25 protein-coding genes and 1 riboswitch are annotated in these 23,069 nt (G+C 67.0%); of the genes, 16 read left to right on the top strand and 9 right to left on the bottom strand.

The genetic code is table 11. The features are described 5' to 3' along the window. Positions 1-63 precede the first annotated feature (63 nt). The 6 genes from ACPEES_RS08610 (at position 64) to ACPEES_RS08585 (ending at position 4,621) form a co-directional block, all read left to right on the top strand. Positions 64-627, top strand: a complete 564-nt coding sequence (locus ACPEES_RS08610) for a YqgE/AlgH family protein (RefSeq protein WP_435103045.1) — start codon at positions 64-66, stop codon at positions 625-627. Positions 628-740: 113 nt separating this feature from the next. Then, positions 741-1,172: a Holliday junction resolvase RuvX gene (ruvX, locus tag ACPEES_RS08605; protein WP_435103044.1), complete on the top strand. Its 432-nt coding sequence runs from the start codon at positions 741-743 to the stop codon at positions 1,170-1,172. Next, positions 1,169-1,678, top strand: coding sequence for a bifunctional pyr operon transcriptional regulator/uracil phosphoribosyltransferase PyrR (gene pyrR / locus ACPEES_RS08600; RefSeq protein WP_435103043.1), 510 nt, complete (start codon positions 1,169-1,171; stop codon positions 1,676-1,678). The genes ruvX and pyrR overlap by 4 nt, the downstream gene beginning before the upstream one ends. Next, complete coding sequence (locus ACPEES_RS08595) at positions 1,675-2,643, top strand: aspartate carbamoyltransferase catalytic subunit (protein WP_435103042.1); 969 nt, start codon at positions 1,675-1,677, stop codon at positions 2,641-2,643. The genes pyrR and ACPEES_RS08595 overlap by 4 nt, the downstream gene beginning before the upstream one ends. Then, positions 2,640-3,929 carry a dihydroorotase gene (locus ACPEES_RS08590; protein ID WP_435103041.1) on the top strand — a complete coding sequence of 430 codons (1,290 nt, stop codon included), beginning with the start codon at positions 2,640-2,642 and terminating at the stop codon, positions 3,927-3,929. The genes ACPEES_RS08595 and ACPEES_RS08590 overlap by 4 nt, the downstream gene beginning before the upstream one ends. A 2-nt stretch (positions 3,930-3,931) precedes the next feature. Further along, positions 3,932-4,621, top strand: a complete 690-nt coding sequence (locus ACPEES_RS08585) for a hypothetical protein (RefSeq protein ID WP_435103040.1) — start codon at positions 3,932-3,934, stop codon at positions 4,619-4,621. A 307-nt stretch (positions 4,622-4,928) separates the two neighbouring features. Here the strand turns inward: ACPEES_RS08585 and ACPEES_RS08580 are convergent, their stop codons facing one another. Next, entirely contained in the window at positions 4,929-6,050 is a 1,122-nt protein-coding gene (locus tag ACPEES_RS08580) for a PilT/PilU family type 4a pilus ATPase (RefSeq protein WP_435103039.1), read from the bottom strand. A gap of 62 nt (positions 6,051-6,112) precedes the next feature. After that, entirely contained in the window at positions 6,113-7,150 is a 1,038-nt protein-coding gene (locus tag ACPEES_RS08575) for a type IV pilus twitching motility protein PilT (protein ID WP_435103038.1), read from the bottom strand. A gap of 86 nt (positions 7,151-7,236) precedes the next feature. Between ACPEES_RS08575 and ACPEES_RS08570 the strand changes: the two genes are divergently transcribed. The 7 genes from ACPEES_RS08570 (at position 7,237) to ACPEES_RS08540 (ending at position 12,769) form a co-directional block, all read left to right on the top strand. After that, the gene (locus ACPEES_RS08570) at positions 7,237-7,923 is read left to right on the top strand and encodes a YggS family pyridoxal phosphate-dependent enzyme (RefSeq protein WP_435103037.1); all 687 of its coding nucleotides are present in this window, start codon (positions 7,237-7,239) and stop codon (positions 7,921-7,923) included. Positions 7,924-7,939: 16 nt separating this feature from the next. After that, the gene (gene proC / locus ACPEES_RS08565; protein ID WP_435103036.1) at positions 7,940-8,767 is read left to right on the top strand and encodes a pyrroline-5-carboxylate reductase; all 828 of its coding nucleotides are present in this window, start codon (positions 7,940-7,942) and stop codon (positions 8,765-8,767) included. Beyond that, positions 8,767-9,342, top strand: a complete 576-nt coding sequence (locus ACPEES_RS08560) for a YggT family protein (protein ID WP_435103035.1) — start codon at positions 8,767-8,769, stop codon at positions 9,340-9,342. The genes proC and ACPEES_RS08560 overlap by 1 nt, the downstream gene beginning before the upstream one ends. Before the next feature lie 115 nt (positions 9,343-9,457). Further along, a complete protein-coding gene (gene metX, locus ACPEES_RS08555) occupies positions 9,458-10,612 on the top strand; it encodes a homoserine O-succinyltransferase MetX (RefSeq protein WP_435103034.1) in 1,155 nt (384 codons plus the stop codon). Beyond that, positions 10,609-11,211, top strand: a complete 603-nt coding sequence (metW, locus tag ACPEES_RS08550; protein WP_435103033.1) for a methionine biosynthesis protein MetW — start codon at positions 10,609-10,611, stop codon at positions 11,209-11,211. Before metX ends, metW begins: the two co-directional genes overlap by 4 nt. A gap of 106 nt (positions 11,212-11,317) precedes the next feature. Beyond that, complete coding sequence (locus tag ACPEES_RS08545; RefSeq protein ID WP_435103032.1) at positions 11,318-11,755, top strand: DUF4426 domain-containing protein; 438 nt, start codon at positions 11,318-11,320, stop codon at positions 11,753-11,755. A gap of 87 nt (positions 11,756-11,842) precedes the next feature. After that, on the top strand, positions 11,843-12,769 hold the full coding sequence (locus tag ACPEES_RS08540; protein ID WP_435103031.1) for a histone deacetylase family protein: 927 nt from the start codon (positions 11,843-11,845) through the stop codon (positions 12,767-12,769). 30 nt (positions 12,770-12,799) lie between these two features. On the opposite strand, the gene ACPEES_RS08535 is transcribed toward ACPEES_RS08540, so the two are convergent. Further along, positions 12,800-13,531 carry a hypothetical protein gene (locus ACPEES_RS08535; RefSeq protein ID WP_435103030.1) on the bottom strand — a complete coding sequence of 244 codons (732 nt, stop codon included), beginning with the start codon at positions 13,529-13,531 and terminating at the stop codon, positions 12,800-12,802. A 121-nt stretch (positions 13,532-13,652) separates the two neighbouring features. Here ACPEES_RS08535 and nudE point away from each other — a divergent pair, with 121 nt between their 5' ends. Further along, a complete protein-coding gene (gene nudE / locus ACPEES_RS08530; protein WP_435103029.1) occupies positions 13,653-14,216 on the top strand; it encodes an ADP compounds hydrolase NudE in 564 nt (187 codons plus the stop codon). Further along, entirely contained in the window at positions 14,216-15,043 is an 828-nt protein-coding gene (gene cysQ / locus ACPEES_RS08525) for a 3'(2'),5'-bisphosphate nucleotidase CysQ (protein ID WP_435103028.1), read from the top strand. The genes nudE and cysQ overlap by 1 nt, the downstream gene beginning before the upstream one ends. 119 nt (positions 15,044-15,162) lie before the next feature. Here cysQ and ACPEES_RS08520 read toward each other — a convergent pair whose 3' ends face one another. The 3 genes from ACPEES_RS08520 to ACPEES_RS08510 all read right to left on the bottom strand — a co-directional run bounded on the left by ACPEES_RS08520 (position 15,163) and on the right by ACPEES_RS08510 (position 19,181). After that, positions 15,163-15,606, bottom strand: coding sequence for a hypothetical protein (locus ACPEES_RS08520; protein WP_435103027.1), 444 nt, complete (start codon positions 15,604-15,606; stop codon positions 15,163-15,165). Positions 15,607-15,686: 80 nt separating this feature from the next. Next, positions 15,687-15,823, bottom strand: a riboswitch (cobalamin riboswitch). Between the two features lie 164 nt (positions 15,824-15,987). After that, positions 15,988-18,483 (bottom strand): ABC transporter permease, encoded by a 2,496-nt coding sequence (locus tag ACPEES_RS08515; protein WP_435103026.1) that lies wholly within the window; start codon positions 18,481-18,483, stop codon positions 15,988-15,990. Further along, entirely contained in the window at positions 18,480-19,181 is a 702-nt protein-coding gene (locus ACPEES_RS08510) for an ABC transporter ATP-binding protein (protein ID WP_435103025.1), read from the bottom strand. Before ACPEES_RS08510 ends, ACPEES_RS08515 begins: the two co-directional genes overlap by 4 nt. Here ACPEES_RS08510 and ACPEES_RS08505 point away from each other — a divergent pair. Further along, positions 19,180-19,833, top strand: a complete 654-nt coding sequence (locus ACPEES_RS08505; protein ID WP_435103024.1) for an arylesterase — start codon at positions 19,180-19,182, stop codon at positions 19,831-19,833. The two genes, ACPEES_RS08510 and ACPEES_RS08505, sit on opposite strands and share 2 nt — an antisense overlap. A gap of 317 nt (positions 19,834-20,150) precedes the next feature. Here the strand turns inward: ACPEES_RS08505 and ACPEES_RS08500 are convergent, their stop codons facing one another. From ACPEES_RS08500 to ACPEES_RS08490, 3 genes are read right to left on the bottom strand one after another with little or no spacing between them, the layout of a single operon-like run. Beyond that, the gene (locus ACPEES_RS08500) at positions 20,151-21,266 is read right to left on the bottom strand and encodes an ABC transporter ATP-binding protein (protein ID WP_435103023.1); all 1,116 of its coding nucleotides are present in this window, start codon (positions 21,264-21,266) and stop codon (positions 20,151-20,153) included. A gap of 13 nt (positions 21,267-21,279) precedes the next feature. Next, positions 21,280-22,158, bottom strand: coding sequence for a carbohydrate ABC transporter permease (locus tag ACPEES_RS08495; protein ID WP_435103022.1), 879 nt, complete (start codon positions 22,156-22,158; stop codon positions 21,280-21,282). Beyond that, the gene (locus ACPEES_RS08490) at positions 22,151-23,044 is read right to left on the bottom strand and encodes a carbohydrate ABC transporter permease (protein WP_435103021.1); all 894 of its coding nucleotides are present in this window, start codon (positions 23,042-23,044) and stop codon (positions 22,151-22,153) included. Before ACPEES_RS08490 ends, ACPEES_RS08495 begins: the two co-directional genes overlap by 8 nt. Between the last annotated feature and the right edge of the window lie 25 nt (positions 23,045-23,069).

The raw sequence follows: 23,069 nt of genomic DNA, 5'->3' as shown, positions 1-23,069 counted from the left end.
CCGCCGTCAACGGCGCCATCCGGACTTGTGGGCCCCCGAATGCGTGGCGGATACTGTGAAGCTATGGGTGATGAGAGCAACCTGACCAATCAGCTGCTGATCGCGATGCCGACGCTCGCGGACCCGAACTTCTCGCAGAGCGTCGCCTACCTGTGCGAGCACAATACCGACGGGGCGCTCGGCATTGTGATCAACCGCCCCTCCGGGATTACCGTCGGTGAGCTCCTGGAGCACCTGGAGATTCCGCTGGAAGACTCGGAGGTGGCCGCCCGTCCGGTCTACGCCGGCGGACCGGTTCAACGCGAGCGCGGCTTCGTGCTCCACCGCCCGCTGGGCGACTGGGATTCCAGCCTCACCGTCGCCGATGATCTCGGCGTGACCACCTCGCGGGATATTCTCGAGGCCATCGCCCGTGACGAGGGCCCGGCGGAGTGGCTACTCGCGCTCGGCTACGCCGGCTGGGGCGCCGGTCAGCTGGAACGCGAACTGGCGGAGAACACCTGGTTGAACGGGCCGGCGTCGCTGGACATCCTCTTTCATCGCCCGAGCGATCAGCGCTGGTACGCGGCCGCCGCGTCACTGGGCGTAGACCTGAGCCTGCTGTCGTCGGATACCGGACACGCCTGAAAGCCGCACCGACGTCGACGAGACCATCGACCGCTGGGAGCCGCCCGGATGAGACACGGTGCCCACAGCAACCACACCGTCGCGCCCCCGGCCCGAAGCCGGCACTGACTCCCATGGGCGCCGACAGCTACCTCGCGTTCGACTTCGGCCTGGCACGCATCGGCGTTGCCGGCGGTGAGCGCATCACCGCGAGCGCTCACGCCCTCACGACTCTGGCTGCACAGCAGGGCGCACCGGATTGGGCGGCCGTCGAGGCCCTGATCGAGGAGTGGCGCCCTGCGGCCTTGATCGTGGGCGTGCCGCGGCACACCGACGGCAGCGACTCGGAGAGCACGCGGGCGGCGGAGCGTTTCGCCCGCCGCCTGGCCGGACGCTTCGCGCTGCCGGTGCACACGGTGGACGAGGCGCTATCATCCCACGAAGCGGGCGAACGCCTGGCCGCCACCGGCCGCCCGGTGCGCCACCGCCGCGACAAGTCGCGACTGGACGCCGTCTCGGCGGCCGTCATTCTGGAGACCTGGTTCAGCGAGCAGGGGTTACGATGACTGAGCTCCCGCACGTCCCGAGCCTGCTCGGGGACATGGAACACGCACTCCGGGCACGCCTCGACGGCGTCGCCCCGGAACGCGTCGCGATGGTCGGTGTGCATACCGGCGGTGTGTGGCTCGCCGAGCACCTTCACCGTCGCATGGCGCTGGCGACGCCCCTCGGCCGGCTCGATATCAACTTCTACCGGGACGATTTCTCCCGCGCGGGGCTGCACCCGACGGTGCGGCCGTCGGAGCTGCCCTTCACCGTGGACGACCGAGTGATCGTCCTCGTCGACGACGTGCTCTACACGGGGCGTACGGTCCGCGCCGCGCTCAACGAGCTCTTCGACTTCGGGCGTCCCGCCGCGGTGCGGCTGGCGGTACTCATCGATCGAGGCGAGCGCGAGCTGCCGGTGGCCGCGGACGTGACCGGCGCCTGCGTCTCCCTCGCCGCCGACGAGGCCGTTCACCTGTCGGGCCCGGACCCGCTCACCCTCACCATCGAAAAGCGCCGCTCATGACCGAACAGATCGACAGCGACGGCCGCCTGCGCCACTTTCTGACCACCGAGGGCGTTCCCGGCGAGCTGCTGACCCGCATCCTCGACACCGCCGAGTCGTTCACCGGCGTGATCGGCAAATCGGTGAAAAAGGTCCCGCTGCTGCGGGGCCGCACGGTGATCAACCTGTTCTTCGAATCGAGCACGCGTACGCGCACCACCTTCGAGCTGGCGGCCAAACGCCTCTCGGCGGACGTGCTCAACGTCAACGTCGCCACCACCACTACCAAGGGCGAAAGCCTGCTGGACATGCTCCGCAACCTGGAGGCCATGCAGGCGGACATGTTCGTGGTACGCCACAACGAAAGCGGCGCCGCCGCCTATGTGGCCGACCACGTGGGCGAGGAGGTCGCCGTTCTCAACGCCGGCGACGGGCGTCACGCGCACCCTACCCAGGCCATGCTCGACGCGTTCACCATCCGCCGCCACAAGGGCGCTTTCGAGCCCCTGCGGGTGGCCATCGTCGGCGACGTGCTTCACTCGCGGGTGGCGCGCTCGCAGATTCACGCGTTGAACGGCCTGGGCGCGGGCGAAGTGCGCGTGATCGCGCCGCGCACGCTCCTGCCCAGGGACATCGAGGGGCTGGGCGTGCACGTCCATCACGACCTGGCCAGCGGCCTGAAGGATGTGGACGTGGTGATCATGCTGCGACTGCAGCGCGAACGCATGGAGGGCGCACTACTGCCGAGCGAGACCGAGTACTATCAGCACTACGGTTTGAGCGAGGAGCGCCTGGCCACCGCCAAGCCGGACGCCATCGTCATGCATCCAGGGCCGATCAATCGCGGCGTGGAGATCGACAGCGCCGTCGCCGACGGACCACGTTCGGTAATCCTGGAACAGGTGACCAACGGTATCGCCGTGCGAATGGCAGTCATGTCCATGGTTCTGGGCAGTCGCGCACAGGCCAGCGTGGAGGAGGCATGAAGCGCATCCTGATTCGAGGCGGTCGGGTCATCGACCCCGCCGACGGCCACGACGCAGTCACCGATCTGTGCATCGCCGACGGTCTGATCAGCCACCGCGGCAGCGCCCCGGAGGACTTCACCCCCGACGAAATCATCGAGGCCAGCGGTCGCGTGGTCTGCCCCGGGCTCATCGACGTCGGCGCACGCCTGGGCCGGCCCGGCCCGGAGCACCGGGCCACGGTCGCCGGTGAAGCACGCGCGGCCGCCGCTGCCGGCATCACCACGCTGGTCTGCCCGCCCGACACCGAACCGGTAACCGACACGCCACCTGTGGCCGAGCTGATCCGCCGGCGCGCCGCCGAGGCGGGTGCCGCCAACGTGCTGCCGGTGGGCGCGCTCACGCGCGGACTCGCCGGCGAACAGCTCGCCGAAATGGCCGCGCTACGCGGGGCCGGGTGCCCGGCGGTGGGCGACGGCGACCACCCTGTTGCCGACACCCTGGTACTGCGCCGCGCCCTGGAATACGCCACGACATTCGACCTTCCGGTGTTGCTCACCCCCCTGGACCCGGCACTGGGGCAAGCGGGCTGCCTTCACGAAGGCCCCCTGGCGACCCGCCTGGGGCTGCCCGGCATCCCGGTCGCGGCCGAAACGGCGGGGCTCGCCCGACCGCTCGCCCTCGCCGCCGACGGCGAAGCACGCGTGCACTTCACCCGGCTATCGTCAGCGGCAAGCCTGCCGTACCTGCGCCAGGCCGTGGCCGACGGCGCTCGCGTAAGCGCGGACGTGGCGCTGCCCCAGCTGTTCCTCGCCGAGCAGGATGCCGCCGGGTTCGACCCGCGCTTCCACCTGCGCCCGCCGCTGCGCACCACCGGTGACCGCCAGGCGTTGCGGACGGCGGTCGCCGAGGGCGAGATTGCCGTGATCTGCTCCGGACACCATCCCCACGGGGCCGACGCGAAGGACGGCCCGTTCGCCACGACCGCCCCCGGTGGCAGCGGTATCGACACCCTGCTGCCACTGACTCTGCGCCTCGTCGAAGAGGGTGTTCTGCCGCTGATCGACGCACTGGCGCGGATCACCACCGGCCCTGCGGACATGCTTGGCCTGCCCGGCGGACGGCTCACCGAAGGGGCACCCGCGGACATATGCCTGTTCGATCCGGACGCCGTATGGTGGTGTCGTCAGGAAACCCTGCGCAGTCGCGGGCACAATTCGCCGTTCCTCGGCTGGGAGCTCACCGGCCGGGCCACTCACACCATCGTGGGTGGCTGCCTGGTTCACCAGGGGGACGAGGGACGGTGACCATGCAACGGCGGGTCACAGGGCTCGACCGCGTCGCCGGTGGCTGGTGGTGGCTGCGACTCGCCGGATTGCCCACCGACTTCGATCTCGGCCAGTACGTCCGGCTGGACTTCGACGAGCAGACCTGTTTTCTGCCGCTGACCCACGCCAGCGCGCGCGAGGGCTGGGCCGGCGGCCTACTGCCACCCGGCGGGTTGCCCGCCGGGCTCACGCTGGGCGCGACGGTCACGACAGGCCCGCTCACCGGCGACGCACTGCCCCAGCACTACCCCAGCGCGCCACTGCTGTTCGCGGAGGGTGCCGGTATCGGCCCGGTGCTCGCCCTTGCCGAGCGCACGGATCCACCGCCGGTCCTGGTGATTCTCGGCGCCTGGCGGGACGTGCCCGCACGGCTGTGCCCATCCCATTTTCTGCTCCCCGGCCTGCCACCCGAGGCAATCGCCGGCGTGAAATCCCTCGAGGACGCGAGCATCCCCGCCCGGGTGGCGAGCATGGCCGGCGGCCCGGGCTGTTTCGAGGGCGAGGGCCTCACCCTGCTGCGGCACTATCTCGCCGAGCTCCCGGCGGTGCACCGCCAGGCCATGCCCCTGGCGGCATGCCTGCCCGAAGGCCGATTGGAACCCTGGCTCGACGAGCTCGAGGGGCTGCTCGCGAGCGTCCATCTGGCGGAGATGCCTGCGCCGCACCCGTAGGCGCGCCTCGCGCCTACGGGTGCGGCGCAGGCAAAAATCAAAAGTGCAAAGTCAAAAGCGTCTGGCTGCGGCGGCGTCGTCCCCGGTACCGCCTCTTGAAGCTTGCCGCTTTCAACTTGCCACCTGCCATCCAAGGAAGTTCAAAGTGGCAAGCGGACAGCCGCTTGGCAATACTTTCGCAAAGGTTAGTATGTTCTTTCGTCTTTGAACTTGGGTCGTTCAACTGGCCGCCAAAGAGGCCTCCCACGCCCGGATACCGCGCCCGTGCATCAGTCCCGACCCAACATGGTCAGCGACAACATCCGCCCTACTCATCCACCTGCAAGCCAATGCTGTCGGCCATCTCTTCCATCTTCTGGCGGCGGCCGTCATCGCCGAGCTTCGCCATCAACCGCACCTCGTTGGCCGAGTCGGCGTAACGCAGCGCGTCCTCATAGGTAATCCGGCCCTCGCTGTAGAGCTGATAGAGGTTCTGGTCGAAGGTCTGCATGCCCTGCTCGTTGGAGCGCTTCATGATGTCCTTGAGCTCGTGCACCTCGCCGTTGTGGATCTTGTCCGAGACCAGTGGCGTGCCGATGAGAATCTCCACCGCGGGCACGCGCGCCTTGCCGTCCGGGGACGGCAGCAGCTGCTGGGCGATCACCGCCTTGAGGTTCAGCGACAGGTCGGTGAACAGCTGATCGCGGCGGTCGGAGGGGAAGAAGTTGATGATGCGGTCCATCGCCTGGTTGGCGTTGTTCGCGTGAAGCGTGGCGAGGCACAGGTGGCCGGTTTCGGCGAAGGCGATGGCGTAGTCCATGGTCTCGCGGGAACGGATCTCGCCGATGAGGATCACGTCCGGCGCCTGGCGCAGCGTGTTCTTCAGCGCCACGTCGAAAGACTCCGTGTCGATGCCCACCTCGCGCTGGGTCACGATGCAGCTGCGATGAGCATGCATGTACTCGATGGGGTCCTCGATGGTGATGATATGCCCGGTCGAATGCTCGTTACGGTGCCCGATCATGGCCGCCAGCGAGGTGGACTTACCGGTGCCGGTGGCGCCGACGAAGATGATCAGCCCGCGCTTGGTCATCGACAGGTCGTTGAGAATGGGCGGCAGGCTCAGCTGATCCACCGTGGGGATCTCGGTCTCGATGCGGCGCAGCACCATGCCCACGTTACTGCGCTGATAGAACGCGCTCACGCGAAACCGGCCGAGTCCCTTGGCACTGATGGCGAAGTTGCATTCGTGCGTGGTCTCGAACTCGCGGCGCTGGCGCTCGTTCATGATGGAGAACACCACCTGCTGCGCCTGCTCCGGGCTGAGCTTGGTCTTGGTCACCGGCATGATCCGCCCCGAGACTTTCATGCTCGGGGCGAGCCCGGAGGTGATGAACAGATCCGAGGCCTTCTTGGTGACCATCAGTTCGAGCAGTGCATTGAAATCCATGTCGCGCCCCTCTTCGCACCCCTGTCGATGCCGCGCTGACGCACGCGGCAATCGCTATCGATTTAGTTGAACTGTTCCTTCGCCACCGCCTTGGCCCGGGCGTCGGCGCGCGAGATGAGCCCCCGGCGCACGAGCTGCTGGAGGTTCTGATCGAGGGTCTGCATGCCCTGGCCCTGGCCGGTCTGAATGGCGGAGTACATCTGCGCCACCTTGTCCTCGCGCACCAGGTTGCGGATGGCCGGCGTGCCGATCATGATCTCATGGGCGGCAATCCGGCCACCGCCGGCGCGCTTGAGCAGGCTCTGGGAGATCACTGCGCGCAGGGACTCGGAGAGCATCGACCGGACCATGGCCTTCTCGGCGGCGGGAAAGACGTCGATGATGCGATCGATGGTCTTCGCCGCGGAGCTGGTGTGCAAGGTGCCGAAGACGAGATGACCCGTCTCGGCCGCGGTCAACGCCAGGCGAATGGTCTCGAGGTCGCGCAGCTCGCCGACGAGGACGACGTCCGGGTCCTCGCGCAGCGCCGAGCGCAGGGCCTCGGCGAAGCCGTGGGTGTCGCGATGGACCTCGCGCTGGTTGACGATGCACTTCTTGGAATCGTGGACGAACTCGATGGGGTCCTCGATGGTCAGAATGTGCTCGTGATAGTTCTCGTTCTTGTAGTCCACCATCGCCGCCAGCGTGGTGGACTTGCCGGAACCGGTGGGCCCGGTGACGAGGACCAGCCCGCGCGGGTTGTCGGCGATCTGCTTGAACACCTCCGGCGCCCCCAGGTCATCCAGAGTGAGCACGGTCGAGGGGATGGTCCGGAAAACGGCGCCGGCGCCGCGGTTGTGGTTGAAGGCGTTGACGCGGAAGCGCGCGAGCCCTTTTATCTCGAAGGAGAAATCCGTCTCGTAGTATTCCTCGTAGTCGCGCCGCTGCTTGTCGTTCATGATGTCGTAGATCAGCGAGTGCACCTGCTGATGCTCCATGGCGGGCAGGTTGATTCGACGCACGTCGCCGTCGACACGTATCATTGGCGGCAAACCAGCGGAGAGATGCAGGTCAGAGGCGTTGTTCTTTACGCCGAAGGCAAGCAGATCTGCGATGTCCATCCGTCCCCCGAGCAGACATTCCGTGGTGTTCGTTGTGACTTCCGACTGAGCGCAGAAGCTACAGATAGACCCTGAACCAGGCAACAATGAACACCATCACCCAGCGCCTCGAGCAAGTCCGTGACCGCATTCGCACCGCCGAGCGACGCTTTGCGCGCCCACCCGGAAGCGTCGAGCTCCTCGCGGTGAGCAAGACCAAACCGCCGGAAGCCATTCGCGAGGCGGCCGCCGCCGGCCAGAGGGCCTTCGGCGAAAACTACCTCCAGGACGCCACGGCGAAGATCGACGCCCTCGCCGATCTCGCCATCACCTGGCACTTCATCGGCCCGCTGCAGTCGAACAAGACCCGCACGGTCGCCGAGCGGTTCGACGTCGTGCACACGATCGACCGGCTGAAAATCGCCCGTCGTCTCAGCGAGCAGCGCCCGGAGCACCTGCCGCCGCTCGACTGCTGCCTGCAGGTCAACGTCAGTGGCGAGTCGAGCAAGTCCGGGCTCACGCCGGAGGCGGTCCCGGCGCTCGCCGCCACCATCTCGGAGCTGCCGCGCCTGAATCTGCGGGGGCTCATGGCGATCCCCGCACCGGCGGAGAGCTTCGAGGCTCAGCGTGAGCCGTTCGCCCGGCTGCGCGAGCTGCTCGAGTCGTTACGCGAACACGGCCTCGAGCTGGATACACTGTCCATGGGCATGTCCGCGGACCTGGAAGCGGCCGTCGCCGAGGGCTCGACCCTGGTCCGCGTCGGCACCGCGATCTTCGGCCATCGCCAGTACTGACGGGAGGCGAGTAGAGATGAACGACCGCACCATCACTTTCATCGGCGGCGGCAATATGGCCCGCAGCCTCATCGGCGGCCTGGTGGCCGACGGGTATCCGGCCGATCGTATCCGCGTCGCCGATCCCAGCGAGAAACACCGCGACGAGCTCACCGGGCGCTTCGGCATCCGCGCGTACGCCTCCAACGAGGAGGCGGCGGACGGCGCCGAGGCCATCGTTCTCGCGGTCAAACCCCAGGTGGTCAAGACTGTCGCCGAGCCCCTCGGCGAGCGCATCCGTGCCCAGGGCAGCGTGGTGATTTCCATCGCCGCGGGTCTGCGCGAGCCCGACATCCGTCGCTGGCTCGGCGGTGACGCCGCCGTGGTGCGCACCATGCCGAACACGCCGTCGATGGTGCAAACCGGTGCCACGGCACTCTACGCCAACGCGAACGTGACCGCGGAGCAGCGGAACCTCGCGGAATCGCTGCTGCGCGCCGTGGGGGTGACCGAGTGGCTCGACGACGAGGCGCTCATGGATGCGGTGACCGCCGTCTCCGGCAGCGGTCCGGCATACTTCTTCCTGCTCATGGAGATGATCGAGGACGCCGGCGTGGATCTCGGCCTACCGCGGGAGAAGGCCCGGCTGCTCACGCTCGAGACGGCGCTCGGCGCTGCACGCATGGCCCTGGAAAGCGATGAGACGCCGGCACGCCTGCGCGAGCGGGTCACCTCTCCGAACGGTACCACTGACGCTGCCCTCTCGACGCTGGAGGACGGTGACGTACGCGCGCTCTACGGCCGCGCACTGAAGGCGGCGGCGAAACGGGCGCAGGAAATCGGGGACATGCTGGGGGAGCAGTAATGGGCAACTACCTGGGGAATCCGCTCGCATTCCTGATCCACACGGCCTTCAGCCTCTACATCCTGGCGGTAATGCTGCGCTTTCTGCTGCAGTGGACGCGGGCGGACTTCTTCAACCCCCTATCGCAATTCCTGGTGCACATCACCCAACCGGTGTTGCGACCGCTTCGGCGAATCATCCCCGGAGTGGGCGGCGTGGACCTCTCCGCCGTGGTGCTCATGGTGCTGCTGCAGGCGGTGTCATTGTCGCTGGTGATGCTCGTCTACGGCGTGACACCGAGACTCGCGTACGTGTTCGTGCGCACTCCGGCGGAACTGCTCGCGCTGCTGTTCAATCTCTACCTGATCGCAATCATCATCCAGGCGGTGCTCTCGTGGGTGATGCCGCCGGATCGCTACCATCCGGCCCAGACCCTGCTCTACAGCCTCACCGAGCCGGTGCTGCGTCCAATCCGCCAGATCGTTCCCATGATCGGCGGCCTGGACCTGACGCCGCTGGTGGCCATCGTTCTGCTGCAGGTGCTCAAGATGCTGGTGATGCCGCCGCTCAACCACGTGGCACCGCCGCTGATCTGACGCCACGAGAGGCCTCACCGCCCGAGCGCCGCCGCGGCAACGCGGCGGCTGTCTTGCAAGGCCCCGCGCGTCTGCTAGTATCGGCTGCTCGTCTACGCTTAGGGCCTCCCAGCGAATGCCAGAGACCATCCCGCGCGATTCCGTCGGCTTGGTGGCACCGCGCCACGCACGCTTCGACGAGCCGCTGGCCCTCGAGTGCGGCCGCGAGCTACCGGGCTACGAGCTGGTCTACGAGACCTACGGCGAGCTCAATGCCGATGCCAGCAACGCCGTGCTCATCTGCCATGCGCTGTCAGGTAATCACCATGCCGCCGGTTACCAGACGCTCGAGGATCGCAAGCCCGGCTGGTGGGAGACTTGCATCGGGCCGGGCAAGCCCATCGATACCAACCGGTTCTTCGTCGTGTGCTGCAACAACCTCGGTGGCTGCCACGGCTCCACCGGCCCGGCTACCGTCAACCCGGCCACCGGCGAGCCCTGGGGGCCGGATTTCCCCATGGTCACCGTGCGCGACTGGGTGGCGAGCCAGGCCCGCCTCGCCGACCGCCTGGGTATTCACCGCTGGGCGGCGGTGGTCGGCGGCAGCCTCGGCGGCATGCAAGCACTACGGTGGACGATCGACTTCCCGGAGCGAATCGCCCACGCGGTGGTGATCGCCGCCGCCCCAAAACTCTCGGCGCAGAACATCGGCTTCAACGAGGTCGCCCGCCAGGCCATTCGCTCCGACCCGGACTACCACCAAGGGCGCTATCAGGCTGCGGGCACGATCCCGCGCCGGGGGCTCATGCTCGCGCGCATGCTCGGCCACATCACCTACCTCTCCGATGAAGCCATGCGCGAGAAGTTCGGCCGCGAGCTACGCGAGGGCAAACCGGACTATGACTTCCACTTCGGCGTGGAATTCGAGGTCGAGAGCTATCTGCGCTATCAGGGGCGTGCGTTCATCAACCGCTTCGATGCCAACACGTATCTGCTCATGACCAAGGCGTTGGACTATTTCGATCCGGCCGCCGCTCATGGAGGGGACCTCTCGCGCGCGCTGGCGCACGTGCAGGCCAAGTTCCTGGTGCTCTCGTTCACCAGCGACTGGCGATTCCCGCCGAGCCGCTCCCGCGAAATCTTGCGCGCGCTGCTCGACGGCAACAAGGATGTGAGCTATGCCGAAATCGAAGCCGATCACGGTCATGACGCCTTTCTCATGCCCATTGACCAATACCTGGCGGTTTTCGGCGGCTACATGAGCCGAGTGGCCGGGGAGGTCGGGGCATGACGGGCTTGCGTGCAGACCTGCAGGTGGTCGCCGACTGGATCGAGCCCAACTGCCGCGTGCTCGACCTCGGCTGCGGTGAGGGCACACTGCTCCACTACCTCTACACCACACGCCGGTGCACCGGCTACGGACTGGAGATCGACCCGGAGAAGATCCGCCACTGCGTCGAGCGCGGCGTCAACGTTCTGCAATCCGACCTGGATCAGGGGCTATCGGACTTCGACGCCGACTCGTTCGACTACGTGGTGATGACCCAGACGCTGCAATCGGTGCGGCGCCCGGATCTCCTGCTGGACGAGATGCTGAGCGTCGGCCGCGAAGGCATCGTCACGTTTCCCAACTTCGGCTACTGGCGGCTGCGCTACTATCTGGCGGTGCGCGGACGCATGCCCGTAAGCGGCGCGTTGTCCTACGCCTGGTACGAGACGCCCAACATTCACCTGTGCACACTGGACGACTTCGAGAAGCTCTGCCACAGCCGCGGCATCCGCCTGCTCGAGCGTGAAGTCCTCACTCACGAGCTACGACGTCCGCGAGTGGCAGGCATCCTGCCGAACCTTTTCGCGGAGGTCGCGCTCTATCGGTTCCGGCGGCGCTAGTGCCCCGGAACACGAATTCGTTGCCTTGATGAGCACCCCGGTCTCGCCCGGGGCAGAGGCCGTATAATCGGTGGGAGTACGCACACAGACCGCGAGGGAGAGCCAAATGCCGATACGCGCCGTCCTCCGCATCGTCGCCGTCGTTGTGCTCACCGCCGTGGCGCTACCCGCTAACGCCGAGCGCCTGCGGCGCTTCGGCGACTACGAGATTCACTACAACGCTATCGCCACCGCGACGCTCACGCCGGAAGTCGCCCGCGCCTACGATTTGGTGCGCAGTCGCGGGCGCGCGCTCGTGACCGCGAGCGTGCTGCGCAACGGCGATCCCGTGGCAGCGACGATCGAGGCGAGCGCTGAAAACGAAGTCGGCCAGCGCCGTACCATCCGCATGCGCAAAGTGGCGGAAGGCACGGCGATCTACTATATCGGCACCACGCCGGTGAGTCCGCCGGAGAGACTACGGGTGGAGCTGCGCGTGCATCCCGCGGGTACGGCGCAGACCCACGCCCTGACGTTCACGCAGTGGTTCTATCCTGAACAATAGGGTGCCGTCGGTGTTTCCAGTGCGGTGAGCCTGGAAACCGTCGACCGGATCCAGACGGGGGAACCGTCGAGGAGAGAGAGAATCGCCATGGTTGCCACCTGGCTGATCAGCCACCCGGCCTGCCTCGACCACGACACGGGGCCGGGCCATCCGGAAAATGCCGACCGCCTCCGGGTCATCCTGAATGCACTGTCGGCCCCACGCTTTGCCGGGCTGGCGCGCCACGAGGCCGAGCGGGCCACTATCGAGCAGCTCGCACGTGTCCACGAGCGGGGGTACGTGCAGCGTATACTCGCCGATATTCCCGAAGAAGGTCTCCGCAACCTGGATCCGGACACCGTGGTCAGCCCCGCTAGCGGCGAAGCAGCGCTGCGTGCCGCGGGCGCGGCCTGTCAGGCCGTCGATGCGGTGGTCTCGCGTGAAGCCGACCGCGTGTTCTGTGCGGTCCGGCCACCGGGGCATCACGCCGAACCCGCACGAGCGATGGGATTCTGCCTGTTCAACAATATCGCGGTGGCCGCCGCCCACGCCCGTGCCGCCCACGGCCTACACCGCATCGCCGTGGTGGACTTCGACGTGCACCACGGCAACGGCACCGAAGCCATGCTTGCCGGCCGCGAGGGCTTTCTCTACGCATCCACGCACCAATGCCCGCTATTCCCCGGCACGGGCCGACGCCAGGACAATCGCGAATCGTCGCTGTACAACGTGCCCCTGGTCGCCGGCTGCGACTCGGAGCTCTTCCGGACCCATTTCCACAACGAGATCGTCACCGCGCTCTCGCGCTTCGAGCCGGAGCTCATCCTGATCTCGGCGGGTTTCGATGCCCACGCCATGGACCCCCTCGCCGGGCTGGCACTCACCGAGGAGGATTACGCGTGGGCCACCGAAGAACTCGCGGCGGTCGCGGACTACTGCAGCGGCGGGCGCATCGTCTCGACCCTGGAGGGCGGTTACGATCCACGTGCCCTGGCGGCGAGCGCGGCGGCCCACGTGGGTGCGCTCATGGGTTAGGCGCTGATTGCTTTCGACGCACGGGCGCGCCTACTCGCCATGATCCAGCACCACATCCTCCGCGGTGAGCCAACTCACCCGCGTGGTGCGCATGAGCTGACTCCGTGGCCAGCACGGATACACGGTCTGATGACTGGCGAGCAAAACGCCGTCCACACTCTCGTGGGCATCGAGCAACTGACCGACGCGCACCATTCGCCCCCAGGCCAACGGCGCGTAATCCGCCCGGCGCAGGCAACCCGTGGCGTCGGCATACCATCGCTGGTGTGTCGCGGGAACCGGGAGATCGCTGGATAGATGAACATCGAGACACTCCAGGCGTCCGTCGTCCCCCTCGCAAGTGCCGACAGGCTCGACAGCAACGCCGGAGCGGCAGAGCATCAACGGCAGCAATAGCGCCTGCCACGTGCACAGGCCGAGTACGTAGAGCAGGTCGAGACCATCCCACACCATCCAGTGGCGCAACGAGCGCGTCACACTGCCCGGCGCCCCACGCTCGCCGATCACCGTGCCGTCGTCGCTATGGATCCATACCCGTCGGGGCTCGAACACCCCCGTGCGGCCGTCACCAGTGAACGGCGTCACGCTCATGCGAAAGCGCTGCGGCTCGAGCACCACTTCCGCGTCACGTAGGGGGCGTGGCTGCATATGCGCCAGGAACAAGCTGCCCCCCATGGACACGCGCGCACTCAGCCGTCTGAGCCTCCGCCAACCCGCGTCACCGCCGTGGGCGCGAAGAATACGCTCGCGCAGGTCATTCATCGCTCGCTCCTTGCGTGCTCTCTCACGCTGAGTGTAGTGCGTTGGCGCCCCGATCCCCGCCTGGGCTGGTTCTGTACAATAGCAGCCTGTTCACGTATGCGTGCGGCAACCGGAGAGCAGCATGGCCCGCAAGCCGGAGACCCTCAGTGCCACCATCGTCGCCCAGTCGCGGCTGTTTCGCGTCGAACAGCTCGATCTGCGATTCGCCAACGGCACCGAGGTGGTATTCGAGCGCCTCGCCCCCGGGCGGGGCGGCGGCGCGGTACTGGTGGTACCGGTCACCGGGGACCGGGAACTGGTGCTCATCCGCGAATACGCCGCCGGCACCGGCCGCTACGAGCTCGGCTTGCCCAAGGGGCTCGTGGAAGTCGGCGAAGACCCCATCGCCGCCGCCAACCGTGAACTGCGCGAGGAGACCGGGTTCGGCGCCGAACGACTGGAGACACTCCACCATCTGACGCTCGCACCCGGCTACATGGCACACAGCACCCAGATCGTGCTCGCCCGCGGCCTCTACGAGGCACCGCTGCCGGGCGACGAGCCCGAACCCATCGAGGTGGTGCCCTGGCCCCTCGCCGAGCTGACAGAGCTGCTTGCCCGCCCCGATTTCACCGAGGCGCGAAGCATCGCCGCCATCTTCCTGGCACTCGAACGACTGCGCACTGAAACCGAGGAGACCCCGTAGTGAGTCTGGACGACGCGACCCGACGCGAACTCGCCGAACGCCTGCTGCCCCTCGTCCGCGAGGCCGGCGAACGTATCCTCAACATCTACCGCCGCGATTTCGACGTGGAGACCAAGGACGACGACTCCCCCCTCACCGAGGCGGATCGCGCCGCCCATACCTGTCTGAGCGAAGGCCTCGCCGCGCTCGAGCCCCGACTTCCCGTGCTATCCGAGGAAGGCGCGCAGACCCCCTACGCGCAGCGCCGCGAATGGTCCGCCTACTGGCTGGTGGATCCGCTGGACGGCACCAAGGAGTTCGTGAAGAAAAACGGCGAATTCACCGTCAACGTCGCCCTTATCGAGAACGGGCGCGCGACCATTGGTGTCGTCCACGCGCCGGTGCTCGGGCGCACCTGGACGGGTGTCAACGGTGATGGTGCCTGGCTGGAAGCCGATGGTGAGCGCACGCCCATCCACACGCGAGCCGCCGGCGATGGCCCCTGGACCGCGGTGGTCAGCCGCTCCCACCGCGGCGAACGGGTCGACGCCCTGCTCGAACGCCTGCCGGGATTCGAGACCACGTCCATGGGCAGCTCGTTGAAATTCTGTCTCGTCGCCCAGGGCGAAGCGGACATCTATCCGCGCTTTGGCCCGACCTCGGAATGGGACACCGGCGCCGCACAGTGCGTGGTCGAGGCCGCCGGCGGTCGCGTGCTGCGCACCGACGCCACACCGCTGACCTACAACACGAAGGAATCCGTCCTCAACCCCGACTTCGTCGCCGTGGGCGACCCGTCCGTGGATTGGGCGCGCTATCTGGAAGGCTTTCCGGTGGAGGAGCGGTAAAGGCGCGGCCGGGCCGCGCCTTAATGGAAAGTTCCGAGTTGCAAGTGGCGAGTTGGAAGCGCCGCGCGGCACGCGGCACTTTTTGCTTCCAACTTGGCGCTTTGTACTCGCGACTGCCACTAAGCCCCGTCTTGGTGACCCGGGAGCCTCAGAACGGCGGCGATCAGCCCCTGAGCACTGAGCCCGTCGGCGAGTTCCAGCGTGCCGTCACTGTCCAGCAGGGTGCCGGCGCGATGTTGCGCCAGCATCACCTGAGCCCAGACCGGGGCCCGGCCGCACCGCTCCATATCCTTGAGGGCCGCTATCAGACTTTCGGATTCCGCCTCGCCGAGCCATTCGGGACCGGTGCCGGGCAGCGGCACGGTAATTCCGGCCAGGTCGGGATGATCGATACCCGGCCAGCGGAACGGCACGATGCAGGCACCGAGCCCCTGCAGCGCACTGCGCAATGCCGGGGTCAGACAGCTGTCCGGAATCAGGGCACGCAACGACTGCGCGCCACCGTGGTTCACGGCAAGTGGTTCGTCGGATGGATCGTTCAGTGGCAGATGATGTGTGTGCATGGGCTCCTCCCGCTGGTTACAGGGGTAAGGAGCCGGCGCGGGTACCCGGATGACTGAGCACCGGAAACCTTGGCGCGAGGCTCCCGTCGTCGTCTTCGGCGGTACTCGGGCTCGGCGATGGTATCGCCACACCGTTGCGCGACAGCCCCGGATTCTCACCGGTGTTCCCCGCCGGACACCCATTTGTTGGGCATCCGCTGAAGACCACGCCCAATATATAGGGTTCGCGTCACATTCTCAAAGTGGTTGCGGCGCGGCGAAGCCACGCCTTGGTGAAAAGCTCAGAGTTTCAGTTTGAATGTAGCGCGTCGCCCCCGCGGTGCCGTTACCACCCGTGACTTGGCACTTTCAACTCGGAACCCGCAGGTTGGATGCCGCCACTCAATCCCCCCCTTCCCGCAGCAACCGCATTGGCGAGACGCGATAATAGCGCCGGGCCGCGAGGCCCCCGGCCAGCCAAACGGTGGCCACTCCAACCACGGCACCGCCGAGCAGCGCCAGCGGGCGCACGGGGTAGTCCAGATCGAAAAGGCCCTCGGCGACGAACACGCCTGCCGCCGTGGCCATGCCGCCGGCGATGAGACCGGCGACCGCCCCCAGCAACCAGAGCTCGTAGCGAGCGAGTCGACGCACGTGACGACCAGTGGCACCGAGCGCACGCAACAGGGCACTCTCGAAGCGGCGCTGCTCGCCGGTGATCTGAAGGGCGGCGAGCAGCACCAGCACCCCCGCAACCAGTGTGAGCAAGGACATGAGCTCCACCACCCGGCTACCCTGATCCATGATGGCGCGCACGGTGCGAAGAATCGCTCCCACGTCGATGGCGGTGACACTGGGGTACTCCCGGACCAAACGCACGATGAGTTCATCCTCGCCGTCGGGCAGATAGAAGCTCGTTAGCCAGGTCCGGGGCAGCACGTCCAGCGTCCCCGGCGAGGCGACCACGAAGAAGTTCACATTGAAACTGTCCCAGTCCACCTTGCGCAGACTGGTGACCGTTGCACTCACGCGCTGACCGGCCACCTCGAAGGTGAGCGCATCGCCGAGCGCGATACCGTAGCGTTCGGCAAAGCGTTCCTCCACGGACAGCTCGCCCGGCGATGCGGCTCCGTCGTCCCGGGGCCACCACGACCCGGCCACGACCTCGTTCCCCGGCCGGGGCATGCGCGCCCAGGTGAGGTTGAACTCCCGCCGTCCTCGCCGGCGTCCGGCCTCGCCACGCTCATCGCCGGACGCGGGCGCGGCGATGCGTTCGCCGTTCATGGCCACCAACCGGCCCCTTACCATGGGCGAGAACCCGGCACGCACCCCGGCCTCGCGCAGATGCTCGCGCACCCCCGGAAGCTCGTCAGGCTGGATATTGATCAGGAACTGATTGGGCGCATCCTCGGGGATGCGGTCCCGCCACGCGTCGAGGAGATCGTTGCGCACCACGGCGAGAAGAAAGAGCGCCATCAAGCCGGTGCCGACGCCCACGATCTGCACCACCGCGGTCCACGGCCGACGACTGAAACCGGTGAGCCACATGAGGCGGCCGCCGCGCCGGCGCGCCAGCCGACGCACTGATACGACCGTGACCGCCGCAGCCGCGGAGAGGGCCGCCAGCGTCACCGCCAGCGCCCCGAACACGTAAAGCGTGAGCCGCCACTCGCCGGCCTGCCACCCCATGAGGGCGAGAATCACGATCGTGGCGGCCGCCACCGGCAGTCCGACACGCAGCACTCCGCTGCCAGCCTCACGACGAAGAACACGCATGGGCGGGACATCACGCAGGCGCAGCAGCGTAGGCAGCGCGAATCCGAACAGCGCCGCGAACGCGGTGAGCCAGCCAACGGCGAGAGGGCGCCAGCCGGGCGGCGGCACATCGCGCCCGATGAGATCGGCGACGACGGCGAGCATGGCCGCATGCACGGCGAAGCCGAGCAACGCCCCCAGGGCACCGGCGATCAAGCCGAGCCAGAACAGCCGCGCCACGAACAGGGTGGTCAGTTGCCGGCGCGTGGCACCGACGGCCCGCATCACCGCCACGGAGAGCACCTGACGCTCGGCATAATGCCGCACGGTGAGCAATACGGCGACGCCGGCGACGATCACGGTCAGCAGCGCACCGAGCCCCAGGAAGCGGCGCGCCTTGGCGACAACCTCGGAGACCCCGCGTCGATCATCGGTCGGGGTTTCGACCTCCACCGCGTTGCCGTGGCGGGCGACCAGGGTGTCCGTGAATGCCACCAGCGCGTCGTCCGGCCCCGCCAGCAACAGCTTGTAGCGTACACGGCTGCCGCGCCCGACGAGTCCGGTGCCGGCAAGGGCGTCATAGGGCATGAGCACGCGTGGAGCGAGACTGTTGAAGAAACTCCCGCGGTCTGGCTCGAGAGTGAGCAGACGATCGATTCGGAAGGTGCGCTCGCCGAGCTGAAGGTCGTCCCCAACCGAGAGCTCCAGCAGCCGAAGCAGCCGGGGCGCTACCCACACGCTGCCCGGGTCGGGCGTCTGCCGGGTCACCTGCTCCGGCGCATCCGGCCGGGCGCGCACGCGCAGGTCGCCGCGAAGCGGGTAAGCCGGCGTGACCGCCTTGATGGAGACGAGCTGGCTACGCTCCCCGGTGACCACAACGCTCGGGAATTCCGCCGTAAGGGCCGTCGACAACCCCTGGCTCTGCGCCTGGCGGCGCCAGGCCTCGGGAATGGGGTCGGGGCGCTCCACGGCGCGCTCTGCAGCCAACAGATCAGCGGCCCGCGCGGCGGTCGTCGCGCCCACCCGCTCCGCGAGCCAGGCCACCGAGGTGACCGCCGCCACCGCCACCACCACGGCCAGCGTCAGCAGCCGCAACTCACCGCCGCGCCAGTCGCGCCAGAGCAGGCGCAGGCCAAGCTTCATGCCGCCGCTCCCGCTTCCTCGCGCAGCCCTTCGCCGGTAACGTGGATGATCCGGCGGCAACGCGCCGCAAGATCCGGATCATGGGTGACCAGTACCAGCGTCGTGCCCGCTTCGCGGTTGAGTTCGAACAACGCGTCGATGATGCGCTCGCCGGTGTGCCGATCCAGGTTGCCAGTCGGCTCATCGGCGAAGAGGACATGAGGGCGACCGACGAACGCGCGCGCGAGCGCAACGCGCTGTTGCTCACCGCCGGATAGCTGCGCCGGATAGTGCGCCTCACGCTCACCGAGACCGACCCTTTCCAGCGCCGCGCGGGCACGTCCGGCAACGTCCGCATCGCCCGCGAGCTCGCCGGGAAGCATGACGTTCTCGAGCGCCGTCATGCCCGGCAACAGGTGGAATGCCTGAAAAACGAAACCGACGCGCCCGGCTCGCAAGACCGCGCGCTCGTCCTCGTCCAGGCTCGACAGGTCGTGTCCGTCGAGCAACACGCGCCCGGAACTGGGCTGGTCCAGCCCTGCGAGCAGCCCCAGCAGCGTCGACTTGCCCGACCCCGACGCCCCGAGAACCGCGACGGCGTCACCATAGGGAATGCTAAGATCGACGTCCTCGAACAGCGTAATAGTGCCCTCGGGCGCGGTGAACCGCATTGTCAGCCCGTCGGCCACCAGTACACAGCCATCGGGGTTGGCCGTCATGCTCCGCATCCTCCTGCTTGTCGGGTGCCTGATCCTGACACTGCCCGCCGTCGCCGGCGCGCCGCTCACGATCCTGATCGTGGGCGACAGTCTGAGCGCCGGTTACGGGCTGGCACAAGACGAAACGTGGGTGGCCCGGCTGCGCCAGCGGCTGACCGCCAATGGTGCCGACGCGACCGTCATCAACGCCAGTATCAGCGGAGACACGACCCGCGGCGGCCGCGCCCGCCTGCCGGCAGTCCTCGAGGAGCACGAGCCGGATGTCGTGATCATCGAGCTCGGCGGCAACGATGGCCTGCGGGGCCTGCCTCTGGCCGAAACGCGGCGGAACCTCGACGCCATGGTGGACGCGGCCCAGACTGCCGGCGCCCGCGTACTGCTCGTAGGCGTACGCCTACCCTCCAACTATGGCACCGCCTTCGTGGAGCGTTTCCAGCAGGTTTTCCGCGACGTCGCCTCAGACCGAGACATCCCCCTGGTGCCGAAGTTCCTGGCCGGCGTCGCGGAAAAGCCCACGCTGATGCAGGACGACGGCATCCACCCCAACGCCGCCGCCCAGCCGAAGCTGCTCGCGAACGTGTGGCCGAAGCTCGAGTCGTTGCTGGAAGAGGGGAAAGCGGTGGGAAATGGCCAGGGCGCTGGTAACGAATAACAAGTTTCAAGTAGCAAGTTTCAAGTCGGGCAACCGCTGTGCCGCATCGACACGGCACACGCTGACTCGAAACCCGGAACGCGAAACTCGCAACCTGCACCTTACCGCTCCTAACGTCCGTACCATCGTAGAGCAACCCGCAACGCATCGGGATAGGCGGGGCGAACGCCGACGGGACCGTATGCCGCCATGGACGGCGGCATACGAGCCTACAGGGAGATACAAGTTACAAGTCGCAAGTTGCGAGTACCAAGGCGCGAGCGGCAACGACGCCGCGGTTACCGCCGCGCGACTTTCAACTTGCCACTCATCACTCACTACGCCAGACGTTCCGCGGTATTGGGGCAGAAGACCACCGCTCGCGACAGATTGAACGCCAACGGCAGCGTCTCGCCGGGACCGGGCGCGTGCTCCGGGCGGGTGCGGCCGACGACGCGCTCGCCGTTGATGTGGAAGAACAGCAGCGTATCGGGTCCCGTCGGCTCGGTGAGCTCCACCTCGCACGACGCGACGTGGACATCCTCCTTCGCCCCATCGGCGTCACCCTGCGCGGTGATCTGTTCCGGGCGCAACCCGAGGATGATCTCGTCACCGATACGGCCGGTCAGCCCGTTGCACCGTTCAGCGGGCAACGGCAGCCGTAGTGGGCCCGTGTTGGCCTCAGCCACGGCGGTGACACCGTCGCCCGCCCCCTCCAGGCGGCACTTGATGAAGTTCATCGACGGCGAGCCCATGAAACCCGCAACGAAGCGGTTCGCCGGCTCGTCGTAAACCTCCTGCGGCGTGCCGAGCTGCTGGATTTCGCCGTCCTTCATCACGGCGATACGATCGCCCAGGGTCATGGCCTCGATCTGGTCGTGGGTGACGTAGACCGTGGTCGTGCCGGTACGACGGTGGAGCTCCTTGATCTCGGTGCGCATCTCCACGCGCAACTTGGCGTCGAGATTCGACAGCGGCTCGTCGAAGAGAAACACCGCCGGCTCCCGTGCCATCGCCCGGCCCATGGCAACGCGCTGGCGTTGACCGCCGGAGAGCTGACCGGGACGCCGCTCCAGCAAATCGCCCATCTGCAGCGTCTCGGCGACGCGCTCCACGATGCGGCGGCGCTCGTCTTTCGCGACGCCGCGCATTTCCAGGCCGAACTCGATGTTCTGACGCACGTTCATGTTCGGATACAGCGCGTACGACTGGAACACCATGGCGATGTCGCGATCCTTCGGACCGCGGTCGTTCACCCGCTGGCCGTCGATGCGGACCTCGCCGTCAGAGATGGTCTCCAGCCCCGCAATCATGGACAGCAGCGTGGACTTGCCACAGCCCGACGGCCCCACGAGGATGATGAACTCGCCGTCGGTGACGTCGATGTCGATCCCCTTGAGCACCTCCGTGCGGCCGTAGCGTTTGCGAACGTTGTCGATGGTAAGCGAACCCATTGAACCTTTCTCCTCAACCCTTCACCGCGCCGGCGGTCAGACCGCGCACGAAATACTTCCCGGCGAGCACATAGACCACCAGCGTGGGCAGCGCAGCGATCAAGGCCGCGGCCATGTCCACGTTGTAACGCTTCACCCCGGTGGAGGTGTTCACCAGGTTGTTGAGCGCCACGGTGATGGGCCGCGAGTCACTGCCCGAGAACACCAGCCCGAACAGGAAGTCATTCCAGATCTGGGTAAACTGCCAGATGATGGTGACCATGATGATGGGCACCGACAGAGGCAGGATGATCCGCCAGAACGTCGTGAAGAACCCGGCCCCGTCCATCTTTGCGGCATTCACCAACTCGTCGGGCACCGAGACGTAGAAATTACGGAAGAACAGCGTCGTGAACGCCAGTCCGTAGACCGTGTGCACCAGAATCAACCCGGCGAGGGAGCTCGCGATCCCGAGCTGACCGAGCACCTGGGACATCGGCAGCAAGAAGACCTGATAAGGCACGAAGGCACCGAGCAGGAGCATGCCGAAGATCAGGTTGGCACCGCGAAAACGCCACTTGGTCAGCGCATAACCGGCGATCGCGCCCATGGCCGTGGATAGCGCCACGGCAGGCACGGTGATCATCACGGAGTTCCAGAAATACCCTGCGAGCCCGGTGCTCGCGCCGGCACCGATCTGTGCCTGCGACCAGGCGTAACGCCAGGCATCCAGGGTGAACGTGGCCGGCCAGTCGAGCAGGCCGCCCGTGCGGATATCCTCGAGCGTCTTGAACGATGTCGTGGCCATGATCCACAGGGGGATCAGGTAGTACAACGCCGCGAACACCAGCAGGGCGTACAGCGCGAAGCGCCAGCCGGGGGCGGTGTTGCCGGGGGCGCGGATATCACTCATTGCGGCCTCCCCGAAGCTCCGAGTACAGATACGGCACGATAATCGCCAGCACCGCGAAGAGCATCATCATCGCACTGGCTGCGCCCACGCCGAGGCGGCCACGGGTGTAGGCGAAGGTGTACATGAACGTTGCCGGCAAGTCGGTGGAATAGCCCGGCCCCCCGTGGGTCATGGCCATCACGAGATCGAAGCTCTTGATCGCGATGTGCGCGAGAATGACCAACGCGCTGAAGAACACCGGCCGCAGGCAGGGAATCACGATGCGGCGGTAGACCGTGGGCAGCGATGCGCCGTCGACCTGGGCGGCCTTGAAGACTTCGTCGTCGACCCCGCGCAAACCGGCGAGGAACAGCGCCATCACGAACCCCGAGGACTGCCAGACCGCGGCGATCACGATGGTATAGATCGCCATCTGCGGGTCGACGATCCAGTCGAACTGAAACCCCTCGAACCCGAGCGCGCGAACCACCCGCTCGAACCCGAGGCCGGGATTGAGCATCCATTGCCAGACCACCCCGGTGACGATCAGCGACAGCGCCATCGGATAGAGATAGATGGTGCGGATCGCTCCTTCGGCGCGCACCCGCTGGTCGAGAAAGATGGCCAGCGCGAGCCCGATCGCCATGGAGAAGACGATGAACAACCCGCCGAAGATGCCCAGGTTCTGCGCGGCCACCCACCAGCGGTCGTTGTTGAACAGCTGGATGTACTGGGTAAGCCCGGCCCAGTCGTAGTTGGGCATGAGCGTCGACTTCGACAGCGACAGCCACGCCGTCCAGCCGATGAAGCCGTAGACGAATACCAGCGAAGCGATGAACGTGGGCGCTACTACCAGCTTCGGCAGCCAGCGCTCCAGCCAACGCCCGCCGCTTGGCGTTTGAGACATGCGTGATCTCTCCTAGCGTGGGGGC

Source organism: Arhodomonas sp. AD133 (assembly GCF_051195215.1).
Taxonomy (GTDB): domain Bacteria; phylum Pseudomonadota; class Gammaproteobacteria; order Nitrococcales; family Nitrococcaceae; genus Arhodomonas.
This window is presented reverse-complemented; position numbering and strand designations above follow the sequence as displayed.

Coding starts and splice junctions, on each gene's coding strand:
- ACPEES_RS08505 (WP_435103024.1), top strand. CDS start 19,180: ATGCTCCGCATCCTCCTGCTTGTCGGGTGCCTGATCCTGACACTGCCC.
- metX (WP_435103034.1), top strand. CDS start 9,458: ATGCCAGAGACCATCCCGCGCGATTCCGTCGGCTTGGTGGCACCGCGC.
- ACPEES_RS08510 (WP_435103025.1), bottom strand. CDS start 19,181: ATGACGGCCAACCCCGATGGCTGTGTACTGGTGGCCGACGGGCTGACA.
- ACPEES_RS08610 (WP_435103045.1), top strand. CDS start 64: ATGGGTGATGAGAGCAACCTGACCAATCAGCTGCTGATCGCGATGCCG.
- ACPEES_RS08560 (WP_435103035.1), top strand. CDS start 8,767: ATGGGCAACTACCTGGGGAATCCGCTCGCATTCCTGATCCACACGGCC.
- ACPEES_RS08535 (WP_435103030.1), bottom strand. CDS start 13,531: ATGAATGACCTGCGCGAGCGTATTCTTCGCGCCCACGGCGGTGACGCG.
- ACPEES_RS08570 (WP_435103037.1), top strand. CDS start 7,237: ATGAACACCATCACCCAGCGCCTCGAGCAAGTCCGTGACCGCATTCGC.
- ACPEES_RS08595 (WP_435103042.1), top strand. CDS start 1,675: ATGACCGAACAGATCGACAGCGACGGCCGCCTGCGCCACTTTCTGACC.
- pyrR (WP_435103043.1), top strand. CDS start 1,169: ATGACTGAGCTCCCGCACGTCCCGAGCCTGCTCGGGGACATGGAACAC.
- ACPEES_RS08500 (WP_435103023.1), bottom strand. CDS start 21,266: ATGGGTTCGCTTACCATCGACAACGTTCGCAAACGCTACGGCCGCACG.
- ACPEES_RS08575 (WP_435103038.1), bottom strand. CDS start 7,150: ATGGACATCGCAGATCTGCTTGCCTTCGGCGTAAAGAACAACGCCTCT.
- nudE (WP_435103029.1), top strand. CDS start 13,653: ATGGCCCGCAAGCCGGAGACCCTCAGTGCCACCATCGTCGCCCAGTCG.
- ACPEES_RS08590 (WP_435103041.1), top strand. CDS start 2,640: ATGAAGCGCATCCTGATTCGAGGCGGTCGGGTCATCGACCCCGCCGAC.
- ACPEES_RS08495 (WP_435103022.1), bottom strand. CDS start 22,158: ATGAGTGATATCCGCGCCCCCGGCAACACCGCCCCCGGCTGGCGCTTC.
- metW (WP_435103033.1), top strand. CDS start 10,609: ATGACGGGCTTGCGTGCAGACCTGCAGGTGGTCGCCGACTGGATCGAG.
- ACPEES_RS08490 (WP_435103021.1), bottom strand. CDS start 23,044: ATGTCTCAAACGCCAAGCGGCGGGCGTTGGCTGGAGCGCTGGCTGCCG.
- ACPEES_RS08580 (WP_435103039.1), bottom strand. CDS start 6,050: ATGGATTTCAATGCACTGCTCGAACTGATGGTCACCAAGAAGGCCTCG.
- ACPEES_RS08520 (WP_435103027.1), bottom strand. CDS start 15,606: ATGCACACACATCATCTGCCACTGAACGATCCATCCGACGAACCACTT.
- ACPEES_RS08545 (WP_435103032.1), top strand. CDS start 11,318: ATGCCGATACGCGCCGTCCTCCGCATCGTCGCCGTCGTTGTGCTCACC.
- ACPEES_RS08540 (WP_435103031.1), top strand. CDS start 11,843: ATGGTTGCCACCTGGCTGATCAGCCACCCGGCCTGCCTCGACCACGAC.
- ACPEES_RS08515 (WP_435103026.1), bottom strand. CDS start 18,483: ATGAAGCTTGGCCTGCGCCTGCTCTGGCGCGACTGGCGCGGCGGTGAG.
- ACPEES_RS08585 (WP_435103040.1), top strand. CDS start 3,932: ATGCAACGGCGGGTCACAGGGCTCGACCGCGTCGCCGGTGGCTGGTGG.
- proC (WP_435103036.1), top strand. CDS start 7,940: ATGAACGACCGCACCATCACTTTCATCGGCGGCGGCAATATGGCCCGC.
- ruvX (WP_435103044.1), top strand. CDS start 741: ATGGGCGCCGACAGCTACCTCGCGTTCGACTTCGGCCTGGCACGCATC.